This window comes from Desnuesiella massiliensis (assembly GCF_001403615.1).
Lineage (GTDB): Bacteria > Bacillota > Clostridia > Clostridiales > Clostridiaceae > Desnuesiella > Desnuesiella massiliensis.
In genome coordinates this window covers 420,529-443,653 of the sequence record NZ_LN879457.1, presented here as the reverse complement: position 1 = coordinate 443,653, position 23,125 = coordinate 420,529, and the positions used below count along the sequence as shown (strand labels likewise).

Here is a 23,125-nt window from a genome sequence, read left to right as displayed (position 1 = left end):
CCTCCATTTTTTAATATAAAAAATCTAATTGATAGAATCCCCATAGTATTCCGCATAACCCATCCGTACCAGATGAATGTCCCACTGCCATCATATTTAAAGAAGCCTCATACAATTTTTCTAAATCCTCTTCTGATAGGGCTTTATATATATTGTGAAAGCTTTCACTAAAATTGCCGCAAACAGCCTCCTGGAGATAGGTTCTACTTACCATGGTAGTCTTACTCAAATTACATAAGATTTCAGCACATAAACTTTCATAAAACTCTTTAACATAAGACTTCTCTGACTTTGTTGAATTTATGCTATGCAATACACTGATAACTCCAACTAAAAAATCGTCTCCGGAAGGGGTAAGTCCAATACCCATACCGATTAGATTACATATTTCCTTTGCCCCTCCACCTAAATCCTTTTCACTTAAATAGTTAGCTGCTTTCGTTAGGATTTCGTTGTAATGGCTGTATTTTAAATCTGCATTATGAGACACAACAGAAGGCATAACATTAAATACGTCTTCTTTAATGCCACCCTCCTTGCCATTAATCATAATTATACTTTTTAGTGTTTTTATAAATTTCTGCTTGTTTCTAAAATAAATTTCAGGATAATATTTAAGCCGAGGCTCCCAGATCTCTGGTTTATCTAGAATGAAATTTAAGGCTCCTAGATAAATAGTGTTGTCTTTAATGTCTAAATGTCCCCTAAAGCATGTTGAATAGCTAGAAAAGTCTACTTCCTCACTTATATTCATTGATAGAGATCCTTTAGGCACTGATGGATTTTGAATTGAAATCAGCTTACCTTGACGCTCTAAATTTATCACCCTTTTAAATATTGAGTGGACTTTGGCACCCTTGAGCCCTTCTAAATCCTGAAATACAGGTTTGCTCAATGCTTTTATATGGAACATTTTAATCCCCCTCTTCAAGAATTATTATAGGACAAGGCTTTCAATAATCCATCAACAACATGCTAAAAAATAAAGCTTTGCTATTGTACAAAGTGCACAAAAATAGACCATGAACAAAATCATGGTCTATTATTTGTATAATGCTAGTAATTTCATTATGTGTATTCCTAACTGTAATTCTAAATTTTCCTCTCCATTTTCAAGATCTGTATTTAAAATTTCCTTTATTTTATCCAGTCTATATAATAGAGTATTTCTATGAATATATAGATTTTTAGCCGCTTCACTCATATTGCTCTTACACTGGAAATATACTTCTAAAGTACTTACTAAATCAGTATTATTTCTACTATCATATTCTGCTAAAGTTCTTATGGAATTATTATAGAAGTCTTTTAACATATCTGTGTTCCCTGAAGAATTTAAAAGATGATATATCATAAAATCATCAAAATGCACAATATTCTTATCACTACCAAATTGGTTAGCTATTCTTATTGATTCCATAGCTTCCTTAAAGCTCTTAGCTTGATGCAATATAGTATAGCTCTTTCCTATACCTATGCTTAATTGATAATCCTCATATTTTTCCATAAGAGCTTTCTCTAATATACTTCCATAACTCACGCAGAAATCTCTATTTTCCTTATGATTTTCTTCATTTTTGAAAGGGATAAATATAATTAAATATCCTCCTCTTATAATAGACACAGTTTTAACTTGGGCTTTTAGCCCTATAGTCTCTACAACCTTAAATATATCCTCTCTAAATTGACTAGCAAATTTTTTCTCAGTGTAATATTGAAGTACATTATCATTAATATTTTTAAATTCTACTACCATGCAGGAATAGTTAAGTCTAGGTTTTAGCCCATAAATCATGGCTAGGTTTTCAAGTTCGCTTTCAGAGTGAATTTTTCCTTCTAAAAGATCATCAAAAAAATCTCTTCTCATAAGCTGTTTCGTTTCATCAATAGCTCTTTGCTTCATTCTCTCAAGAAGTATTATAACCGAAGCTCTTTCAACAGCTATATAATCTAACTCTGCCATCTTGGACTCAAGCTCTCCAACAATAATATAACCATATATCTCTCTTTCAGATACTATAGGTTTTATTCTATAGGTTATCTCCTCACCTAAAGCCTTAGTTATAAGTTTTATAGCTTCCCTAGGCATTTCCTTACTTATGTTATTATAATAGCTCTTTAAAATATCAATATTTACCATAGTCTCTTGTTCATACTTGATAAAGAGCTCTTCATCCATCTTATTTGCATCAAGCAATCCCTCATTAGCTATTATTTCTCCATATTCATTAGCAATCAATAATGGATTATGTATCAGATTTATTAATTCTTTACTTAACTCCTCGATGCCTCCCCCTGAAAGCACTATATTCATAAGCTGCTCATGGATATTTAAAGATTTTCTTAACACCTCACTTTGGCGTTCATAAAGCTCCTTATAAAAAATACTGCTTACATCTGACAGACTATACTCATAGGGAATGGATATTATGGGCAGTCTAAAATTATCTGCTTGTGCTAAAACCCTTGGTGATAGTTCACCAATATATCTATTCTTTTTAATGCCTATACCTGCAGCATTAATTTTACTAAGCTGATTAATAAATTCTAATTGAAGCTCTTCATCATCCTTCATAAAATATCCCGTAGTAAGTAAAAACTCTCCAGCTTTTATCCATTTAAGAGTATCAGGATTTTCCATCATATTAATGCTTATCATCTCTTGATTTAAGCCACCCTCTCCAGCAATGACTAAAAAACCTTTTTCCTCAAGGCAGTTTGCAAACTCTCCTACATTCATTCATTTCACCACACTTCTTATCTATGGATTAGATATACATTGATAAATAAATTTAATGTTAGATATATTTTTACATGCTTCTTTAAAAATATGCCTAAAGCATATTATTTAGTTTTATTATAAGCTTGCCTTTATTTTATTTCTATAATTTATTGTAAAATAAACTATAAGCTGATTTAAATAGGCCGCCCTAAAAGGACGGCCTACCATCTATAAATATTCTCTATTTAGCTACAGCTTCTATTCCCCAAAAATTCGCTTTATCAAGTACCCATCTATTTCCCTCGTAGCTTAAAGTAAATTCCATCTCTCTGGGTATCTCTTCCCAATTCGGCATTTTTCCTGACATACGAACTTTATTTCCCTCGTAACTCTTACTTATTATTTCTACTTTTTCTACCAAATACCTCAATCCAAAGTTCCCTAAAAGAACATAGTATTCATCATTATGCTTTTTAGCTATATAATTTATTAGCTTATTAGAGAACTCCTCTGAAAAATAGATATTTAATCCTATAGTCTTATCTAAATATTTCTTTAAATCCTCCAAAGTCTTCACATCTTCTTTTAATTTCGAATAGGTGAAATTATTCCCCTTGCTATCTGATAGTGTTATATAGGAATCGTCTTTGTACAAGGTTTCAAGCTTTCTAATGCTCATATCGCTATCATACAATAATTTTCTAATTTTATCATCCGAAATTTCCGGAGCTTTTGCAGTTATATTATTATTGCTACCATTGGATGTCTTCGCATTGCTTATACTTTTACTATCGGTAAGTCCCATAATTGTTATGGTTAAAGTTATTACTATTGCTAAAAAAGTTCCAATAAAAGTTCTCTTCTTAAATTTTGAAATCATTATTATTCTCCTCCTGACCTCAGATTTATTTACTATAGCTGTGGTTCCAGGAGTCCATTGAGCCTTTGAAAATAGCTCCACAAGTTTTATTAGAGTTCTTCCGTAGTTTTTATATTCCTCTGGATTAATATGACTTAAAGTTATTGCATCACAGGAAATTTCACAGTCCTTTTTCATTTTTATAAAGGAGAACCATAGTATAGGATTAAACCAATGAATCATAAGCAAGACTGTCATTATCCAGTTAACAAGTATATCTCTACGCTTTAGATGCACTAATTCGTGTAGAAAAACATATTTCTTCTCATCCTCAGATAGGTCATTTGCTAGTCCTTCTGGAATAAATAGCTTTGGACTTATAACTCCAAAGAGTGTTGGGGTTTTAGCGTTCTTACTATATATTACTGATAATTTTTTTCTAATCCTTAAATTTTTCTTGCACTGTTCAAGTATATTTAAGATTTTTTCTTCTCTGCATATATTTTCTTTTGAAGCCTTAAGAGCAAATCTTATATATGAAAGTGATATATAAGCTGACAAAATTACCGCTCCAATAATCCATATTAAGCTTAATGTGCTTGAATTAAGCTTATTATTAGATTTTGTTATAGAAGTTTTAGCTTCACTAATGGTTTGGTTATTACTATCTATATTTTGCATAGTGGTGCCGCTTGAGGATTGTGCTTGATCTCCCTCTATTTTATTTATATCACTCTGCTCTTTTATTGATATTTGGTCAATTTTTATCATCTGTTCCGCAGGTTTGTTAAAAACATTAAATACACTATAGGAGCTAGTAGGAAAGTAAGGCAATACTAGTCTAAGCATTACTAATAACCAAATATAATAATGCCAGTTAGCGCTTAGCCTATCTTTAAATAAACCCTTTATTAAAATAATTATTACTGCTACAACACTGCCCATGGCTGATGTCAATAGTATAGTTTTAAAAATTGAATTTAGCTCCATGTACTATACCCCTTTACTCCTTTTTTTCATTTAAAATCTGCTTAAGATCCTCTATTTCTTCCTGAGTTAAATTTTCTTCTTTAATAAAATTTGATATCAATAGCTTTAAAGATCCATCATAAATCTTTTCAATAAAGGATTTAGTTTCTTCTCTTCTTAATTCCTTTTGAGATACCAGAGGATTATATTTATAAAAGGTCCCCTCTTTGTTAACCTCAATGGCTCCTTTCTTTACCAAACGACTTATTAAAGTATGAATGGTTTTTGGACTCCAGGTCGTATTTTCGCTAATGTCATCTATTATTTCCGCTGAGGTCAATGGCGCCTTATCCCACAGCACTTTCATTACTTGCCACTCGGCATCAGATATTTTAGGTAATTCTTTCATGATTAACCCTCCTACAATTGTAGTCTACACTTATAGACTACAATTGTAGGATGAGTTTGTCAAGTGTTTTTATAATTATTTTTGAAACTATTTTTTTCCTTCTTTATGCAGGTAAAAAAATATAGGGAAATAACTTAAACTACCAACTTATATATGCATCATAGTGGCTTAAAAATGCCATTTTAGAACACCTATAAATTTGGTTTTTTGTAGTATTTCCCTATAACTATTATCATTATATATTTAATTATTTATTTGCTTCCATACTATAAAGTTTCTACTAAGGTTCTAATTTTATAGCAAAATCCCTCTAAATCTTCAAGCTGTTCAAATCTCGCTTGAGCCCTTTTGCTATTTCCTCCACCTTTACCGTTGAAAGATTTTAGATTCTCTTTAAATATCTTTCCGCATTCTAAAGGAAAAGACCCATTATGAGCAAACATTAATTGATTATCTATTCCTGAAGCAATTACAAGAATATATTCTTTTTCCTTTACGGAGTCATATACCTGCTCTAAAAACTCAAACTCTCTTTCTTTAAAAATTTTAAATATTATCTTATTTTCTGCTTGAGCTTCTAGCACCTCTGCTTCTTTAAAAGCCTCTGCTCTTTTGTATTCTAGTAACTGTTTTTTAATTTCTGTTAGCTCTTCTTTCTGAGCACTTATCTTATTAATTATACTTTCTTCACCTATGGATAACATCTTGCTTAGCTCATTTAAAATATCTTGCTTCTTCATATAATCCTTCATGGCTCTCTCACCACAATTAAAATAAACTCTTGTCATGCCTTTATTTTTCTCTGTCTTAATAATCTTTACTAATCCTATCTCGCCTGTTCTTACTACATGAGTTCCGCAGCAAGCACAATAATCTATGTCTCCAAGGTTGACTATTCTTACGTTACCCTCTAGATTTACCTCCTTCCTCATAGGAAGTTTGTTCGCTTCTTCCTTATTGGTAAAAAAGGTAGTTACAGAAAGATTAGTATATATGTATTCATTTACCCTTTTCTCCACAGCTTTTATCATATCTTCGTTTATTTCTTTTAAATCAATATCAATAGTGACATAATCCTCGCCTAGATGAAACCCTCGATTAGCAGCATTATAGAGCTTAAAGAATGCTGCTGACAGCAAATGCTCTCCAGAATGCTGCTGTATATGATCTCTTCTTCTACTATAATTCACCCTACATTTTACTAAAGAATTACTAGGAGCCTTATCCATTACATGATATATGATTTCCTCTTCCTCATAAACATAGGTAACGGGTATGTCTTCGATAAATCCCAGGTCATTTGGTTGTCCGCCCCCCTCTGGATAGAAAGGAGTTTTATCCAATATAACTTCCACCTTATCTTCTTTATATAAAACTTCTACCACCCTTGCCTCAGCTTCACATAGGTACGGGTCTTTATAAAATAATTTTTCTGTCATACTGTCAGGGCCCTCCTTAAATTAAACATTTTCAATAATGCTCTTAATGTTTTTCTAAAGAACTTATTTTAATTTATTTAGCTTTATTTTATCATAATTAACTTATGATGGTATTTAAAAAATTAAATTTGAATATGTTATAATATTATTCTAAAATTAAATTATTAGGATATATTATCTATTAAGAGAGGTGAAATATTATGATAGCAACAACTACTAATACTATTGAAGGAAAGAGAATTACAGAATACAAGGGAATAGTTTTTGGCGAAGTAGTTAGCGGTATTAATTTTATTAAAGACTTTGCAGCAGGACTTTCGAATTTTTTTGGAGGCAGATCTGGTTCTTATGAAAATGAACTTATAAATGCAAGAGAGGAAGCTATAGCAGAAATGAAAAATAAAGCTTCTAACTTAGGAGCTAATGCCGTGGTAGGTGTAAAAATAGATTATGAGACTTTAGGTCAAGGTAATATGATAATGGTTATAGCTTCAGGAACGGCTGTATTTATAGAATAATCCATACGTCGTCTAGCAGTGATTTCATTTTGAAATCACTGCTTTTTTAATTCTATAGGCTATCCGTTATAATATTCAAGCAATTTAATTACTGAACTAGGATCTTCTGGCTTTCCATAAATATACCCCTGAATTTTAGGGCAATTCAATTTCTTTAAACAATTTAGTTGTTCAATATTTTCCACTCCTTCAGCAATTAAATCCATATGTAAGTCCTTTGCTAACTCTATAATATTTCTAGTTATAATAAACTTTGAAGTATTTTCGGTGATATTATCAATAAAAGCTTTATCTATCTTTAAGCCGCCAATAGGAAATTTATATAAGTAGCTTAAAGAAGAATACACTGAACCAAAATCATCTAAAAATACTTTTACACCTAAACTAGTTATTTGATTTAAGTTATTTATTACTGTATCTTTGGATTTTAATAAGGTTCTTTCTGTTATCTCTAAACAAAGCTGTTTAGGGTTTGTTCCTGTTTCAATTAGTATTTCTTGAAGCAAATTAAAGAAATTTTCATCTTCAAGCTGTCTTTCCGATATATTAACAGATACACTTAAGTCATTAAAACCCAACCTATTCCATGTTTTTATCTGAAGACAAGCTTCCTCTATTATCCATTGCCCTACCTGAATTATAATATTATCATTCTCAATTATATCTATAAAAACAGCCGGACTAACTATTCCACGCTTAGGATGCTTCCATCTTATTAAAGCTTCCATTCCAAATATTTTTCTTGTTTCTAAATTAACCTGAGGTTGATAATATAACGTTAACTCGTTCTTATAAATTGCATTAAATATTTCAACTTCCGTCTTTTCTTTTTGAATAAACTTTTCGTATAAATTATAATCAAAAAATTTATATCCTTTATTAGAATGCTGTCTACTATGATATAAAGCAGCATCAGCAAAATTTAATAGTTCCTCTAAATCATTGGTGTCATCAGGAAATATGGCTGCCCCAATATTAAATTTAACCTTAATTTTATGTTCCATAATATTATAGGGTCTGTTAGACCTATTAAAAATATCTTTTAAGATACATTCAGCATGATACTTACTTGGAATATCAGGTAATACAAAAAGTAAAATATCACTGCCAAATCTGTAGACCTCTCCCCTTCTGTTCATGTACCTTTTAAAATTCATATATATATTATATAGAAGTGAATCTCCTAATTCTCTTCCAAATACATGATTGTATAATTTGAAGCCTCTAATATTTACTAAGCATAATGCAAATGGTTCTTTCTTAATTATGTATTTATTTAATAATTCTTTATATTTGTTCATGGAAAAATTTATATTAAGTACTTTTTCTAGACACCCTTCGTCATTTCTACACATTTCTTCCATATATTCCTCCAAAATTTAAAAAATAATTATTACTTATGATTACATTTCTGCTTATAAATAGTATAATTATATATGATTAATACAAAATAAATATTTTGTCTATAATTTAGTGGGTATTTTATATTTAAACCAAAAAAATATTACACAATATATCATTATTACTAATAATTTTTATTTTATTACTTATTTTTCCTCGCATTTTTATTTATTAATGTAAAATTAATGAAATTAAAACTATAAAAATTGGATTATTAGAAAAATTATGCTATAATTGATTAGACAAAATATTTATTTTGTCTAACTTATGAAAAGGAGTTAATTATGGTAAGAAATAATGATGTTACAATAAAATATTTTACCCAAAACGAAATGAAAAAGCTTTTAGATGCAATAACTAGTTCAGATGGAAAGCATGCTATTAGAGATTTAGCTATTTTCAGAGCGGCCTATAGATGCGGATTAAGAGCTTCGGAAGTTTCCATGATAAAACTAGAGAATTACAACAGTAAAAAAGGAGAGTTGTTTTGCAATAGATTAAAAGGCAGTAAAAGCAACACTATACGATTAGATGAAAAAACTAAACAAGCTATAGATGATTATATTGAGCATTATGACATAACAAATAGCTATGAAATATTATTTAAAAGTCAAGAAAACAAACCTATTTCAAGACAAACCTTAGATTATATTATGAAGAAATATTGTAAAGAAGCTAGTATTGAGGATACAAGCAAACATCATTTTCACGCAATTAAGCATACTACTGCTGTTCATCTTGCTGAATCTGATATGGATATTAAAGAACTCCAATGGTGGCTTGGTCACAAGGCTGTTTCTAATACAGAAATATATTTTCAGTTTACTACAAGACAGCAAGAGAAAATGTACGCTAAACTAGAAGAAAAGAGTGAGATGGTATAAAAGCTACATAAGTCGCTTTTATCAATGCACAGTTCACAATGCACAATTATGGAGGATTTTTCGACCTTACTCTACGAAAAATCTAAATTTATAATTTTGATTGCTTTATCATAAAAAAACCGTGACTAAGCATTGTCACGCTTTATAAATTTCCAATTTTTTCGCAGCGTCAGCGTAGAAAAAATTACCTTCACTGTGAATTGTGCACTGCGCATTGTGCATTAAATAAAAGTTGCTTCATAGTTTTTATTTATTTCCTCTTAGCTCAAAGCAACAACAATTACTCCTATAGCTATAATACCTACTCCTACTGCATTAGTTCTAGTTATCTTTTCTCCTAAGAAAATAATAGCAATGACCGTAGATAGAACCACACTGAACTTATCTATAGGTGCAACTTGAGAAACCTTACCATACTTTAAAGCTAAAAAATAAAATAACCATGAACAAGCTCCTGCAACTCCACTTAATACTATAAATCCTAAGGTTCTTTTATCAGCAATGATGGTAGGTATTAACTTTAATTTCCCTTCAAATACAACTACTAAAAACAAAAAGATAGCCATAATAATAGCTCTAATAGAGGTTGCAGTATTTGCATCTACTGCTTTTAGTCCTACTTTTCCGAATATAGGTACCAGTGCTGCAGCAAAAGCTGATAATAGTGCGAATATTAACCATAGATAATTCATTTAATAACACCTCATTTAATATGTACAAATTTTATTTCCCCTATAATGAATTTTTATTTTGCTCTGTATTAGCTTTATATTCCTCTCTTAAGGGCCAATATATTTTAAATTCTAATTTTTCCACATCTCTTTGCTGTTTATAGCTCATTCTAAGATTTGCGTCTTCTGGAACAGCTATATCCTTATGAACTTTTAAGTACTGTCTTATATTATTCATTTTTTTCAAAGAAGTTATTCTTTCACAAATTTCATTAAATAACTCTTCTGTTTTACCTTTAGCATCATCAGAAACTTGATAGAGCTCATTCTTATTGATATAGTTACAAGAATCTCCCGTTGCTAACCATTTTATTAGAGCCTCCTTGCTGAATCTCCATTCTCTTCCTATCTTTCTAGCTGGAACATGCTCCTCTCTCAAAAGCTTTATTAAAGTTTTCTCGCTAACTCCTAAAAATTCTACCGCTTGTTCAATATTTAATATATTACTATCCATACTAATACCTCCCTTTGTATATATAATAAAAATATATTTTTGTATTGTCAATAGAATTTATGAATTTAATAGTACTTTAGCAGTATATAATATACATTTAACTTACTTTAAGGTTGAATTTCTATATAACCCTCTGCTACTATATAATCTTTTACTCCATAATAAAAAATAAAAGCCAGGAAGCAAATTAAAATTTTCTAAATTTGCAACCTAGCTTTAAAATACATTATTCATCTTTAATGGATTTAAAAAATTCCTTAACAAGATTCCGTGATTTATTACGATGTTTACTACTCCACAATAACCACTGGTTTTATTAAATCCTTTGGCTTGTCCTTCATTAACAATAAGGCTTTTTCAACATTCTCAAAACCATGGAATACATGGGTAACAAGCTTGCTTGGATCTACGCGATTATATCTAACTAGATCTATAAGCATTTCCATTCTTAAACGTCCTCCAGGACACAATCCTCCTCTTATGCTTTTGTGAGCCATTCCACAACCCCATTCTACACGTGGTATAGGCAAAGATTCACCGCTTCCATGATAGTTAACATTAGATACCACTCCACCGGGCTTAACCATTTTTATCGCTTGCTCTAAGGTCTCTACTCCTCCACCAGCCATAATTACGCGGTCTACCCCCTGCCCTTTAGTAAGGTTCATTATCTGGTCTACTATATCTCCATTTCTATAGTTCACAATATCATTTGCTCCATAAAATTTAGCCGCTTCAATGCAAAGAGGCCTGCTTCCAACAGCTATTATCCTCCCTGCTCCACGCAGCTTTGCTCCAGATACTGCCATCAACCCAACAGCACCTATTCCGATAACTACTGTACTTGAACCCATCTCTATCTCTGCAAGCTCTGCACCGTGAAAGCCTGTGGTCATCATATCGCATAACATTACAGCACTTTCCAAGGACATACCCTCTGGCAGCTTTGCAAGATTCATATCTGCGTCATTTACATGAAAAAACTCTGCAAAAACTCCATCCTTAAAATTAGAAAACTTCCACCCAGCTAACATTCCGTTAGAATGCTGGTGAAAACCTCTTTGAACCTCTAAGGATCTCCAATCAGGAGTTATAGCTGGCACAACCACTCTATCTCCTGGTTTAAAATCTTTAACCTCACTTCCTACTTCTACTACTTCCCCTACGGCTTCATGTCCTAAAATCATATCATGTCTATCTCCGATAGCACCTTCAAATACTGTATGTATGTCAGAAGTACACGGAGATATAGCTAAAGGACGTACTATGGCATCATAAACTCCACAACATGGCTTATCCTTTTCAATCCAGTCTACCTTATTAATACCTAACATGGCAAAACCTTTCATAGATATTCCTCCCATAATAAATATTTTTAATTTATCAAGAAAACACTTACATATTGTTATTAAATTATCATTTCATGCTTTCTTTTATATTCTTATTTTAGCAATATCCATGCCATATTTGAAAAGCATAGTAATCATCTAGAATTCATTTTAGGAGTATAATAAACAGTGTTGAAAAATACAACATTTTTTATATTGATATCGTTGTATTTTTCAACACTGTATAATATTTCAACATATTTATATTTAGTGCATGTGTCTTATATTTAACAAATTTACTATGTGTTATAATTTTAAAGCTTTATATTATATCTATTTATTTTATTATAAAGTGTAGTTCTATTTATTCCTAATATCTTAGAGGCCTTAGATAAGTTGCCTTGGCAATTTTCAATGCAGCTTAATATGGCCATCTTTTCCCATTCTTCTAAAGAGCACATATTATATTTAAGCGTACTCTCATTTCCCTGTTTAACTACCTCCATAACTCTATTGTTAAAGCTGAAAGATATATTGCCATCCATATTTACTATATTCTCTATACAGTTTTCTAACTCTCTTATATTACCTGGCCAATCATAGCTTACAAGCTTATAATATAATTCATCTTTAAGCTTTAATATGGGCTTTTTAAGCTTTAATGATTTTAACCTTAAAAAGTGTTCCAAAAGTATTGGTACATCACCAGTACGTTCTCTAAGGGGAGGAACAAAGATAGGTATAACACTAAGTCTATAGTACAAATCCTCTCTGAAAGTACCCTTCTCAATTTCTTCAATTAAGTTTTTATTGGTGGCGGCGATTACTCTTACATCTACTGGAATATACTTTCTCCCACCGATTCTCGTTACATATCCTTCTTGAAGGACTCTGAGAAGATTTACTTGCATATCTAAAGGCATTTCACTAATCTCATCTAAAAAAATGGTTCCATTATTAGCTAATTCAAACTTTCCTGGATGCCCTCCCTTTCTTGCCCCAGTAAAGGCCCCTTCTTCATATCCAAAGAGCTCACTCTCAATTAAATTCTTAGGTATAGCTCCACAGTTTATTGCCACAAATCCATAATCCTTTCTGTCACTGCTATTATGAATGGACTGAGCAATAAGTTCTTTACCAGTACCACTTTCCCCTTGAATTAGCACCGTAGAGGGACTATTGGCAATACTCTTAGCATAATATCTTAAGTTGACCATCTTCTCACTTTCACCTATAATATCCTGAAAAGTGTATCTTGCTCTCATACCACTATACTTATTTACCATGTCATAAACCTTCTGTATATCTTTAATTACTAAGGCCATTCCAGTAATAACACCATGTTTATCCCTAATTGCATAGGCATTTAAATTTACCCTTTTCTTTTTATCCAATATATTAAAACTTATTTCTTTATTTTCATATTCATTTCCATTAGAAATTTCATCATATATGTAACTCCAGTTTTCTAGTATATTTACTATGTTTGCTTCTATTATATCTTCAGAATTAACTTCTAACATTGTACAAGCTATATTGTTTATAGACTTTATAATACCATATATATTTACTGTTAAAATCCCTGTGTCTATAGAATTTACTATGGTGTTTAAGTACTGATAGGCTTCAAAAAGTTCATTTTGAGATCTTTCCTTCTTAATATGATTTTCTATAGATTTCACCGCAGCTACCACTAATCCTAAGGTGTGAGGATGAACAAGCTGATATTTTCCTGTTAAATTTAGGCATCCTATTATGTTTCCCTCTTCACTATGTATAGTGCATGCAGAACATGTCCATATATGATAGGCCTTTATATAATGATCTCTTTCGGCCATTTGTATTGGACAATCTTCCTGTAGTGCTGTGCCTATGGCATTAGTACCAGTGCTCTTTTCGCTCATATCTGTACCTTCCATCATGCCCATGGCTTCTGCTATATCTATTACATCCCTATCTCCTATAACGCTTAATATAATTCCATCTTTATCGGTAAGGTCTATAAAAAATCCCGAACCCTTAAGAAAATCGTAGAGTATCTTCATAAAAGGTTTAGCTACTTTTATAAGCTCACAGTTTTCTTTAAGTAAATCCATAAACTCTTTTCCTTGTATTATTCTAGTTGGAAATATCCTATCTATAGGGACTCCATATTCCTCCCTGCATCTTATGTGGGATGCTTGTATTATTTCTTTATACCCTTCTGTAGTAAACATACGCAACTCCTCCATAAAATAATTATGCCATGGGGACGTTTCCTTTGCCACAGATTTAAAGATATTTTCATCATAATAACAAAAAACTTTTCTTAAAGATTATATGCTTTCTGCGCTAAACTTTTAAATCTATCTACCACATCTTCTATCCTAAATTCCTCACTTCCATTTAAGTAAGACTTAATAATTCCATTGAAATTCTCGTACCAATAGCTTGGCACTCCCCTCTTACCCACTATGGCACCTACTATACTTCCTGCTGTAGCCGCTGTGCAATCATTATCTAAACCCATAGCAACAGTTTCTGAAAGGACCTTAGTAACATCTGTTCCTCCTATGCTTAATCCAAAAACCACAAGACATGCATTGTTTATGGTGTGAACCGGACTCATACCTTTAAATTTATCATCTACAGCTGCTCTTGCATCCTTATAGTTCTTTATATTCTTGCATTCATTTAAGGACCATCTTATAGCTTTTGCTAAATTGCATTGTTCTGGTATTTCTGTCAGCCCTATTTTAATAGCCTCCAGAGGCTCTTCTAAGGAAAAGGCAGCTGATTGAGCAGCACTAAAAAACATTGCTCCAAAAATTCCATTTCTTCTATGGCTAAGATAAGCATCCCTATAAGCCATTTGAGCAGCTTTCTCTGGAAGCCCTGGTGCTATATATGCCCAAGGATCCGAACGAATATCCCCACCTATCCATTGGCAATAAGGATTATCTACCGTAGCAGCAATATTCGCCTCTAATCCTTTTCTCAAATTATTCAATGTCACTAACTCAGCTGTATAAGCATAAGATAGATATTTTTCCCACGCCTTTCCTACATCCTCTGTGGTAAAGTCTAGTCCATACTCTTCAGCTATTAAAAGGCCTAGAAGAGTGTAGGCTATATCGTCATCTACAGGCACATATTTAATATTATCCTTGGTATACTCTGTATAATCACATTTTGAATATCTTATAACTCCAGGATTCCTTGTTCTAGACCAATAATTAATAGGCGGAAAAGCATCGCCGCTATACTTTGCCCAACTTTCCATTTCTTCAATAGACCAAGATTCCACATTAGCTCCGAGAATACACCCTGCCATTCTCGCAAGTAATGCTCCTTCTACTTTCTCTAAATACTCTTCTTCTCTAAAATTATTCCAAAGCTTCCTTGGTCCTTGTGGTCTTAAAGAAAGTATTTTATTTAAATCATCTGGTTCTTTTTCATACAGTTCCTTATTTATAGATAGACTTTTTATAGTATTGAGACTTGATTCTAAATTCTGGTAGCATTCCTTCATCTGTTCTATAATATCCTGGCTGCCATATTCAATTTTTAATTTGCTATACTCTACAATTTGATTTAATAAAAATTGATAATTTGGTATACCGTCATAATTCAATTTTAAATCCTCCTACCTCAAAATAATTATTTTTTATACACCTACATGGTACATGGATTTATATCCTCATGATATAATAAAATGGCTAATATATTGTATTAAATGGCTAAAATTATTTTTTAAGGGTGATCTTATGGAAGGTAAATTAGAGTTTCTATTTTATACCTCTTATGAGGATTTAAGCAAGCCCCCTCATCCTCATAAGCATAATTGCTATGAGTTGGTTTATTATATAAAGGGAAAGGGGAAATCTACTATTGGAGCTATTGATCATAACTATTTTGATGGCAGCATAGCTATAATAAAACCTGGTATTTTTCATTCAGAAACTCACTTTGAAGCTACAGAAGTCATATACATAGGGTTTTCTTATGATAATAGTACAATAAAATTGAATAACGCTCTGCTAAAGGATACTCCTTCTAAAAATATACTAGGGATTCTTTATAAAATGAAAAGTGAAATAATTAATAAGAATTATTATTATGAATTAAAGCTCAATGCTCTACTTAAGGAAATAATTATAGAACTAGCCAGGCTGAATGAAAAATCAGAGGTAGGTAATGAATGGTTAAACTATGTGTTAAATTTTATAAATGAAAACTTTTATCACGATATAGATCTGAATACCTTAGCTGAAATATCTGGTTATAGCTATCATAGATTTAGACATCTATTCAAAGAAAACTTTGGTTTATCTCCTTCAAAATATATTATTAGCAAAAGAATTATCCATGCAAAATATCTTCTGCAGAACACAACCCTATCTATTTCCTCTATAGCCATAGAAAGTGGGTTTTATGATAACTGCCAATTTTCTAATTTATTTAAAAAATATGTAGGCGTATGTCCTAGTGAGTACAGAAATAGTAAAGGATGTTTCTCTTCGTCAGAATAATATGACAAGAAAAACATCCTTTATGACTAAGGCTACTACCTAAGCATTAACTTGTATGCACTGTATCTCTCGTTAAACATTATTTTATGTTTCAGTTATTAGCTGATACCTGATTAAATCTTTCTTACGCTTTCCATCATACCTCAAGTTATTTTGCTTGAGCATACTGGCTATTATAGAGCTTAGCATAAAACCCGCCCTGATTAATAAGCTCTGTGTGATTTCCTGTTTCTATAATTCTACCATTTTCCATAACTAAAATTAGATCAGCTTCTCTAATAGTAGATAATCTATGTGCTATAACAAAGCTTGTTCTTCCATTCATTAGATTTTTAAAAGCCTTTTGTATTCTTGCTTCTGTTAAAGTGTCTATACTGCTGGTGGCCTCATCTAAAATCAGCATAGAAGGATTCATGAGCATTACCCTAGCGATAGTAAGAAGCTGCTTTTGTCCTTGAGATAGATTTCCTCCATCCTCTGCTATTAAGGTATCATAACCTTGAGGCAACCTTTTTATAAAACTATGGGCATAAGCTGATTTTGAAGCGCTCACTATTTCTTCCATAGTTGCTTCTGGTTTTCCATAAGCTATATTCTCCTTAATAGTTCCAGAGAAAAGCCAACTTTCTTGAAGAACCATTCCAAAAGATTTTCTTAAGCTGTCACGAGTCATAGACTGTATATCCACATCATCTATATATATTTTCCCATCGTCTACCTCATAAAATCTCATCAATAGATTTACTAACGTAGTTTTACCAGCTCCTGTAGGACCAACAATAGCTATAGTGTTCCCTTGCTTTACTTCTAAGTTTAGATTCTGTATTAAAGGAACATCACTTTTGTACGAAAAACCTACTTTATTAAATTTAACCCTCCCCTTAGCATTATTAAATACAAGCTTATCATTACCTTCCATACTCTCAGAGGATTCATCTAAAATTGCAAATACTCTCTCTGCTGAAGCTATGGCAGCTTGGAGTTGAGTGGTAACACTAGTTATATCATTAATAGGCTTAGAAAATTGAGTAGAATAAATTAAAAAGCTTGAAATTTTTCCTATAGTAAGTCCTCCTGCTATGGCAACCAACGCTCCAATTATTCCTGATAATATATAGGATATATTATTTACAAATCTAGTAGCTGGATTAGTAAGGGAAGAATAGAATTGAGCTTTGCGACCACATTCATAAAGTCTGCTATTTATCTCCTTAAAAGTATCCTGAGAGCGCTTTTCAAAGCTAAAGGCCTTTACTATCTTTTGATTACCAATTATCTCTTCAATATAACCATTCAATTCACCTAGGGTCTTAGATTGTTCTCTAAACATTTTACTAGATCGTCTTGCAATAAAAGAAGAAATCCAAAAACAAAGGGGCGTCATGAGTACCACTACCAAAGTTATTATAGGACTTAAACTAAGCATAAATATTAATGAACCCACTAAGGTTACAACTCCTGAGAAAAGTTGTGTAATTCCCTGCAATAATCCTTCTGAAATAGAATCCATATCATTTGTTAATCTGCTTATAATATCTCCATGGGCTTTTTGATCATAGTATTTTAAAGGGAGGGTATTTATTTTATCAAAAGCCTGTTGTCTTATGTCTCTTACTGTGCCATTGGAAATTATACTAGTAAAAATTGATAACAGCCATTGAAACAAAGCACTAATGCCATATATTACAGCTAAAAGAATTATGATTTTGTATATAGAGGAAAAGTCTACTTTTCCTTTAGCTATGATATGATCAATTGCTCTACCAGTATAAAGAGGTGCCACAATAGCTAAGACATTACTAACAAGTGCAAAAATTATTGCAGCAAATAAATAACCTTTATAGCGTTTTACATATTTAAGAATACGCCATAATATTTTATTTTTCATTTCCTTGCACCTCCTCCTTATTAAGCTGAGACAAGCAGATTTCTCTATAAACCTCACAATTGTTTAATAGCTCACCATGCTTACCAAATCCTACCTGTTCACCATCCTCCAGCACCAATATATAATCCGCATCCTTTACAGCATTAACCCTTTGAGAAACTATAATTACAGACATATCTTTGGTGCTCTGGTTAAGTGCCTTTCTTAAAGCAGCATCTGTGGCATAGTCTAGAGCACTAGAGCTATCATCAAGAATGAGTATCTCAGGTTTTTTTACCAAGGCACGAGCAATAGTAAGCCTTTGTTTTTGTCCACCTGACAAGTTAACACCACCTTGAGATATCATAGTGTCATAACCTTTAGATAGCTTACTTATAAAATCCTCAGCCTGTGCTATTTTTAAGGCTTCTTTTATTTCTTCCTCAGGAGCCTCTTCAAGTCCCCAGCGTATGTTGTCAGCAATAGTTCCTGAAAAAAGAACGGCCTTTTGAGGCACTACGCCAATATTTTTTCTAAGCTCTTCCTGCCTATAATTTTTAATGCTTACTCCATTAATTAGCACGCTTCCCTGGGTAGCATCATAGAACCTAGGTATTAAATTTATTAGTGTACTTTTACCCGCTCCAGTTCCTCCAATAATTCCAAGGGTTTCACCCTTTCTCAGTTTAAAAGAAATACTGTGTAATGCATATTCCTTAGAATTATCATAAGTAAAGGAAACATTCTTAAACTCAATTGATGATGCCTGCTCCATGATATCTATTATGTTAGCTTGTTCCATAGAGCCATCCTCAACAGTTCCTTTAGTATCAAAGATTTCATTGACTCTCACTGCTGATGCTGCTGCTTTAGTAAAAGTAATCACCAGATTTGCAACTATAATTAGGGAAGAAAAAATTTGGATTACATAATTTATATAAGCTATAATCTGTCCCTGCGTCATGCCACCTATATTTACCCTATATCCCCCAAACCATATAATAGCTATAATGGCAAAATTCATGATAATTGAAGTTGCAGGATTCATTAAGGAGGAAATAACTCCTACTTTAGTGGCTGTATCTGATAGCTCTAAATTTGATTTTTTAAACCTATGTTTCTCGTAATCTACTCTAGCAAAAGCTCGTATAACTCGCACTCCTGAAAGATTCTCTCTAAGTATTACAGCTAGTTTGTCTAATTTTCTTTGTATGCTCTTATAAAGAGGTATAGATTTGTACATAACTAAAGTAAGTACAACTAAAAATAAAGGTAGTATTAATAAAATAACTAAAGAGAGCTTAAGATCTAAAATCATGGCCATTACAAGTCCACCTATAAATAAAAAAGGGGCTCTAACTACAAGACGAATCCACATAGCCACAGCAAATTGAAGCTGGTTCACATCATTTGTTATCCTATTAATAAGAGAAGCTGTTCCAAAATTGTCGATTTCAGCATGAGAGAACGTACCTATGTGTTCGAAAATAGAATTCCTCACTATAGTTCCAAAGCCTTGAGAGGCTATAGACGCATAATATTGGCAGGTAAAAGCACAAACCATTCCTACAATTGCAATTAACAGCATAATTGCTCCTATTTTAAAAATATAGTTCATATCCCTATTTTTAACGCCATTATCGATGACAAGAGCCATAAGCGTAGGAATCATAAGCTCGAAAACGGCTTCTAGCAGCTTAAAAAATTGTCCAAGAAAAACATTTTTCTTATAATCCCTTAAAAAATGTATCAATTTAAGCAAAAAAAGACCTCCTTTGTGGCAGTGTGGCAGCGTGGCAGCGGGACGCTTCCTTTGCCACACACTTTTAATAATTATTTTCATTATTAAATTTATAACTTTAAATTTGTTTATCAATCCTGTATTATTATAGCAAATAATAATCTATATTAAAAATATTTAATATAGATACAATCCATATGAAAAAAATATGGATCAAAATTAAATATAAGGTAGGTATGATTTATATGGATATAAAGCAACTGAAATATTTTCTCGCAATTGCAGAAGAAGAGCAGATAACTGGGGCTTCTAAGAGGCTAAATATGGCCCAGCCTCCACTTAGCCAACAGCTAAAAAATCTTGAAGATGAACTAGGAGTCAAGTTAGTAGAGAGAGGCAGTCGTAAGATAAAGCTCACTGATGCTGGGAAGGTTCTGAGAAATCGTGCTGAACAAATAATAGAATTAACGGAAACCACCTTTAAAGAGGTGAAAGATTTTACTAAAGGACTTCAAGGTACTTTATCTATAGGAACTGTATCCTCATCTGGAGCTACTTTAGTTCCTCAAAGAATTGTTAACTTCAACAAAAGATATCCTGGAATAAATTTTGAGATATGGGAAGGTAATACTTATAAAATATTAGAGATATTAAATAGTGGAGTAATAGAAATTGGAATTGTGCGTACTCCTTTTAATATGGAAAACTTGGAATGTATCTGCCTTGAACCAGAGCCCATGGTGGCCGTAAGCAGTAAGAAGGCAGATTGGGGAATTAAAGATTCCTATATATGTCTAGGGGAATTAATAGATAAACCCCTGATAATATACCGCAGATTTGAAAAAATAATATTGGAGGCTTGTCAAAGTAAAGGTTTTGAACCAAAGATACGCTGTAAAAATGATGATGCTAGAACTACATTACTCTGGGCTGATGCAGGTTTAGGTGTAGCTATTGTTCCTAAAACCGCTGTGGCTCTTATGAAAAGCAATAATCTAGTTTATTCGCAGATCAATGAAGAAGAATTAAAAACTCAAATAGCTGCCATATGGATGAAAAATAGATATATCTCCACTGCCGCTAAGAATTTTTTAGAAACCTTCAAAGAATAAGGAAAAGGGACGTTTCGCTTGCTACATAAATAATGTGGCAAAGGAAGCGCCCCCTTGCCACACTCTCTTTTAGATTTGTCTTGCTAAAGCCGCTGCCTCAGCAGTAGAATTTAGTGCTCTACGGGCACGTACTGCATCTCCAATTACATGATAAGGAAGTTTCTTTTCTTCACAGTAAGCTGCTATATGATCAAAGCTGCGAGATCTTGCTCCAATAGCAACCACAACTGAGTTGCATTTTATCTCTTGTATCTCTCCATCTTTTTCTATAACTACAGCATCCTCTTTTATTTCAATGCATTTTGCATTGGTCAATGTATTTATTCCAGAATGATATATACTTTCCATAACGCTGATTTTTCGTAAATCTCCAAGATCCTTAGCTACTTGGTCAAGCATTTCTACCACTGTGATCTTGCCTACTTTTCCTGTAAGGTATTCTGCTACCTCTAAACCAACAAGTCCTCCTCCAACTACTACTACATCTCCATTTACAGACACCTTACCTGCAAGTACATCATGAGAATTTGTAACCTGTGGTAGCTCTGCTCCTGGAACTCTTAGCTTCATAGGCTCAGCACCTATTGCTATTATAACTTCTTCTGGATTAACTTCTTCAATCAGTTCAGTAGTAATTGGGGTGGATAATCTTATTTCAACACCTTCCCTCTTAGCTTGCTCTCCCATGGCAATGGCTGCCTCCATCATTTCTTCCTTTCTTGGTGCAGCACCGGCCAGTACAAATTGTCCTCCGAGAGAATCTCCTGACTCACAGATTATTGGGTTATGTCCTCTGTGCTTTAAGGTAATTGCTGCTTCAAGTCCAGCCATACCCCCACCTGCTACTAATACCTTCTTTGGATTATTAGTCTTAACTAAAGCATATTCAGCTTCTCTTCCTAAAGCAGGATTTCTCATACAGGTTATAAATGGCATCTCAGTAGATACAAAGCCGTCATAGCATCCTTGATTACATCCAACACAGCGAACAATGCTATCAACGTCCCCAGCTTTTGCCTTATTACAGAATTCCGGATCTGCTAATTGTGCACGTCCTATAACTACCATATCAGCTTTACCGCTTGAAATAATTTCTTCCGCTTGAGCAGGATCATTTATTCTTCCTACTGCTACTGTAGTCATTCCAGTTTCTCTTTTAATTCTCGTGGCATTTTCAACATTAAAGCCTCTTGGTAAGTCTACTGGCGGAACTTCATACTTTATTGCAGCTGTAGAAAAGTTTCCTCTCGACACATCCAGTACGTCCACTCCAGCTGCCTTAGTCATCTTACAAAATTCTATAACCTCTTCAATAGTCAGTCCGTTGTCTAAATAGTCATCATGAGCATCAATACGCATAAATAGTGGCATATCCTCTGGTATATTGCTGCGGATTGCTTTGATACACTCAAGAGAAAATCTTGCACGATTTTCCAAAGAGCCACCATACTCATCAGTCCTATGATTAAAGGCAGGACTTAAAAAACTATGAGGAACATAATTATGTCCTGCATGAAACTCAATACAATCATAGCCTGCTTCTACCGCACGCCTAGCGGCTTCTCCAAAGGCATTTATGGCTTCCTTTATAATTTCTACAGTTGCTCCAGGTATTGTAACATCTGCCCCCTGTACTGGCATATCACTAGGAATTATTATCATAGCCTCTGGATCGCTGGCTACAGCTAATCCTCCTAGCCAAAGCTGTACTCCAGCTTTTCCACCTGCCTCATGGATGGCGTCTGCAAGCTTTTTTAACCCTGAGATATATTTATCATCACAAATTGCTAGAAACTTCCTTGGAGCAGCTTTCTCATAAACAGAACATACCTCAGTAAAATTCAAACCATTTCCACCTAATACTCTAGCTACATGATAATCAATAATTTGTTGTGTGACAAATCTATCTTCTGTAGCCATCTTTGTTCCCATGGCAGGAAACTCAACTCTGTTTTTTAGCTCCATTCCTCTGATTTTTATAGGACTAAAAAGATTGTTAAATTCCATAAAAAATCCCCCTAAATAGTTTTTAAATTAAAACTCAAATTTACTTGTCTCTACAAATAGATTATAGATTATTTAACAATCTTAATCAATATGTTTTAAACATTTTGTTTTAATTCTTGCAAATTAAATCTTTGTAATAAAAAAACACTATGAACCCCATATTTCTCCAATGG

18 protein-coding genes are annotated in these 23,125 nt (G+C 32.8%); 4 read left to right on the top strand and 14 right to left on the bottom strand.

Annotation, left to right across the window (positions count from 1 at the left end):
* Positions 1–10: 10 nt before the first annotated feature.
* The 5 genes from BN2665_RS20060 to BN2665_RS20040 all read right to left on the bottom strand — a co-directional run bounded on the left by BN2665_RS20060 (position 11) and on the right by BN2665_RS20040 (position 6,398).
* Positions 11–913, bottom strand: coding sequence for an oxamate carbamoyltransferase subunit AllH family protein (locus BN2665_RS20060; protein WP_055668894.1), 903 nt, complete (start codon positions 911–913; stop codon positions 11–13).
* 129 nt (positions 914–1,042) lie between these two features.
* Complete coding sequence (locus BN2665_RS20055; protein WP_055668893.1) at positions 1,043–2,740, bottom strand: PucR family transcriptional regulator; 1,698 nt, start codon at positions 2,738–2,740, stop codon at positions 1,043–1,045.
* Between the two features lie 223 nt (positions 2,741–2,963).
* Positions 2,964–4,571, bottom strand: coding sequence for a M56 family metallopeptidase (locus tag BN2665_RS20050; protein ID WP_055668892.1), 1,608 nt, complete (start codon positions 4,569–4,571; stop codon positions 2,964–2,966).
* Between the two features lie 13 nt (positions 4,572–4,584).
* The gene (locus BN2665_RS20045; RefSeq protein WP_055668891.1) at positions 4,585–4,959 is read right to left on the bottom strand and encodes a BlaI/MecI/CopY family transcriptional regulator; all 375 of its coding nucleotides are present in this window, start codon (positions 4,957–4,959) and stop codon (positions 4,585–4,587) included.
* 266 nt (positions 4,960–5,225) lie between these two features.
* Entirely contained in the window at positions 5,226–6,398 is a 1,173-nt protein-coding gene (locus BN2665_RS20040; protein ID WP_055668890.1) for an alanyl-tRNA editing protein, read from the bottom strand.
* Positions 6,399–6,598: 200 nt separating this feature from the next.
* On the opposite strand from BN2665_RS20040, the gene BN2665_RS20035 reads away from it, so the two are divergent.
* Positions 6,599–6,916 (top strand): YbjQ family protein, encoded by a 318-nt coding sequence (locus tag BN2665_RS20035; protein WP_055668889.1) that lies wholly within the window; start codon positions 6,599–6,601, stop codon positions 6,914–6,916.
* 59 nt (positions 6,917–6,975) lie between these two features.
* Here BN2665_RS20035 and BN2665_RS20030 read toward each other — a convergent pair whose 3' ends face one another.
* Positions 6,976–8,280, bottom strand: coding sequence for a putative bifunctional diguanylate cyclase/phosphodiesterase (locus tag BN2665_RS20030; RefSeq protein ID WP_055668888.1), 1,305 nt, complete (start codon positions 8,278–8,280; stop codon positions 6,976–6,978).
* A gap of 321 nt (positions 8,281–8,601) precedes the next feature.
* Here BN2665_RS20030 and BN2665_RS20025 point away from each other — a divergent pair, with 321 nt between their 5' ends.
* A complete protein-coding gene (locus BN2665_RS20025) occupies positions 8,602–9,201 on the top strand; it encodes a tyrosine-type recombinase/integrase (protein ID WP_055668887.1) in 600 nt (199 codons plus the stop codon).
* A gap of 260 nt (positions 9,202–9,461) precedes the next feature.
* Here BN2665_RS20025 and BN2665_RS20020 read toward each other — a convergent pair whose 3' ends face one another.
* From BN2665_RS20020 to BN2665_RS20000, 5 genes are all read right to left on the bottom strand, one after another.
* A complete protein-coding gene (locus tag BN2665_RS20020; RefSeq protein ID WP_055668886.1) occupies positions 9,462–9,893 on the bottom strand; it encodes an EamA family transporter in 432 nt (143 codons plus the stop codon).
* 40 nt (positions 9,894–9,933) lie between these two features.
* A complete protein-coding gene (locus tag BN2665_RS20015) occupies positions 9,934–10,386 on the bottom strand; it encodes a helix-turn-helix domain-containing protein (protein ID WP_055668885.1) in 453 nt (150 codons plus the stop codon).
* Positions 10,387–10,676: 290 nt separating this feature from the next.
* Positions 10,677–11,735, bottom strand: coding sequence for an NAD(P)-dependent alcohol dehydrogenase (locus BN2665_RS20010; protein WP_055668884.1), 1,059 nt, complete (start codon positions 11,733–11,735; stop codon positions 10,677–10,679).
* Positions 11,736–12,028: 293 nt separating this feature from the next.
* A complete protein-coding gene (locus BN2665_RS20005) occupies positions 12,029–13,930 on the bottom strand; it encodes a sigma-54-dependent Fis family transcriptional regulator (protein ID WP_055668883.1) in 1,902 nt (633 codons plus the stop codon).
* A 92-nt stretch (positions 13,931–14,022) separates the two neighbouring features.
* On the bottom strand, positions 14,023–15,327 hold the full coding sequence (locus BN2665_RS20000; RefSeq protein WP_055668882.1) for an ADP-ribosylglycohydrolase family protein: 1,305 nt from the start codon (positions 15,325–15,327) through the stop codon (positions 14,023–14,025).
* A 133-nt stretch (positions 15,328–15,460) separates the two neighbouring features.
* Here BN2665_RS20000 and BN2665_RS19995 point away from each other — a divergent pair, with 133 nt between their 5' ends.
* On the top strand, positions 15,461–16,225 hold the full coding sequence (locus tag BN2665_RS19995) for a helix-turn-helix domain-containing protein (RefSeq protein ID WP_055668881.1): 765 nt from the start codon (positions 15,461–15,463) through the stop codon (positions 16,223–16,225).
* A gap of 148 nt (positions 16,226–16,373) precedes the next feature.
* Here BN2665_RS19995 and BN2665_RS19990 read toward each other — a convergent pair whose 3' ends face one another.
* Positions 16,374–18,113 (bottom strand): ABC transporter ATP-binding protein, encoded by a 1,740-nt coding sequence (locus tag BN2665_RS19990; protein WP_055668880.1) that lies wholly within the window; start codon positions 18,111–18,113, stop codon positions 16,374–16,376.
* Positions 18,103–19,854 carry an ABC transporter ATP-binding protein gene (locus BN2665_RS19985; protein ID WP_055668879.1) on the bottom strand — a complete coding sequence of 584 codons (1,752 nt, stop codon included), beginning with the start codon at positions 19,852–19,854 and terminating at the stop codon, positions 18,103–18,105. The genes BN2665_RS19990 and BN2665_RS19985 overlap by 11 nt, the downstream gene beginning before the upstream one ends.
* 224 nt (positions 19,855–20,078) lie before the next feature.
* Between BN2665_RS19985 and BN2665_RS19980 the strand changes: the two genes are divergently transcribed.
* Positions 20,079–20,945: a LysR family transcriptional regulator gene (locus tag BN2665_RS19980; RefSeq protein ID WP_055670018.1), complete on the top strand. Its 867-nt coding sequence runs from the start codon at positions 20,079–20,081 to the stop codon at positions 20,943–20,945.
* Positions 20,946–21,014: 69 nt separating this feature from the next.
* Here BN2665_RS19980 and baiCD read toward each other — a convergent pair whose 3' ends face one another.
* Positions 21,015–22,952 carry a bile acid Fe-S flavoenzyme BaiCD gene (gene baiCD / locus BN2665_RS19975; protein ID WP_055668878.1) on the bottom strand — a complete coding sequence of 646 codons (1,938 nt, stop codon included), beginning with the start codon at positions 22,950–22,952 and terminating at the stop codon, positions 21,015–21,017.
* Positions 22,953–23,125: the final 173 nt, after the last annotated feature.